Here is a 1,395-nt window from a genome sequence, read left to right as displayed (position 1 = left end):
TCTGTATATGGACTCCTCCTCGTTTGCAAACATTCCGTCTTTGACTTTCAGGTACGACTGCTCACGTATATTCGGTCTCTAACTGCATTGCCTGTCGTCGGGCAAGGACCATAATGGGCTATTCGCGCGCTGGCTCCCAATTGCTTCTTCGGGCTTGGAGGCCGCAGACGTTGTCGGGTTCTGCCAGCGCCGGTTCGACCTGTTGGCCATCATCGGCATGTTTCGCAATCGTGGTTGGATACTCCTTTTTACGTACTGACTGCTCTACTGTTTAAACTGCTACTGCCCCGGGCTGGTAATCAGTGCCCTTGGTCATCATCGCCCAGGCGATACGCGCCGTCTTGTTGGCCAGCGCGACCGCGGCGATGTTGTGATGCCTTGTCTGCGCGATGTGCGTTACCCAGCGACTCATCCGATCATTCTTGCTGGCCGCCGTTCGTAACACTGAACGGGCCCCATGAATCAACAGCGTTCGTAGCTGTGCGTCGCCTCGCTTCGTAATACCCAACAATCGTTCTTTGCCGCCTGAGCTGTTTTGCCTTGGCGTCAGCCCCAGCGATGCCGCCATCTGCCTGCCACTGCTAAACTGCTTTGCGTCGCCGACGTTGGCCACAATCGCGGTCGCGATGATCGGGCCGACGCCGCGCAGTTGCTGCAACCTGGTGGCGACCGGATCGGTGGCCGCCGCAATTTCTATTTCCTGATCCAGTTCCTTGACCCGGAGTTCCAGGTTCAGCAGATCGAGCCACAAGCCGCGCAGCATCCGACGGAAACGTAACGTCAATCCATTCTCCAGATCGTCCAGCCAACAAGGAATGGCGGCTCTCAGCTGTATCATTTCCCTTGGCGCCACCAGGCCATACTCACTACACAGGCCTCGGATCTGGTTGCCCTTCGCGGTGCGCTGGCTGCACAACTCCGCCCTGATGCGGTGTATCGCCTGCAGGTCTTGCTGCTCGACCGATTTGACCGCGACGAAACGCATGCTCGGGCGGCTCATCGCCTCGCATATCGCCTCCGCATCATTCGCGTCGTTCTTGTTGCTCTTCACGTACGGCTTGACGAACTGCGGCGCGATGAGCTTCACCGTGAAGCCGCGTTTCTGCAATTGCCGGGCCCAATGATGCGCGCCGCCGCAAGCTTCCATACCGATCTCGCAGCCGGGTTCAATCTTCTCCAGCAACGCCGCCAGCCATTCCGCCCGGCCCAGCTTCTTGCGCCATACAACCTTTTCGCAACGATCAACCCCGTGCACTTGAAAGACGCTCTTGGCGAGATCGACGCCGACGCGGATAATCTTCATGGTGGACTCCTTCTCTCAACTGGTTGTGTCGAAACTCCAGTTTAGGCGCATCGACGCCGATAGGTGAGGAGGAGTCCATCCCATTGCTTCTG

At 58.1% G+C, this 1,395-nt stretch carries 1 protein-coding gene; it reads right to left on the bottom strand.

Features of this window, described 5'->3' with window-relative positions; translation table 11 throughout:
- Window positions 1-271: 271 nt before the first annotated feature.
- Window positions 272-1,303: an IS110 family transposase gene (locus tag ACCD07_RS32235; RefSeq protein WP_413449688.1), complete on the bottom strand. Its 1,032-nt coding sequence runs from the start codon at window positions 1,301-1,303 to the stop codon at window positions 272-274.
- Window positions 1,304-1,395 lie beyond the last annotated feature (92 nt).

The organism is Duganella sp. Dugasp56 (assembly GCF_047304105.1).
Classification (GTDB): Bacteria; Pseudomonadota; Gammaproteobacteria; order Burkholderiales; family Burkholderiaceae_D; genus Rugamonas; species Rugamonas hordei.
Note: the sequence above shows the minus strand (reverse complement) of the source record. Positions and strands in the feature narration are given on the sequence as shown.

Coding starts and splice junctions, on each gene's coding strand:
- ACCD07_RS32235 (WP_413449688.1), bottom strand. CDS start 1,303: ATGAAGATTATCCGCGTCGGCGTCGATCTCGCCAAGAGCGTCTTTCAA.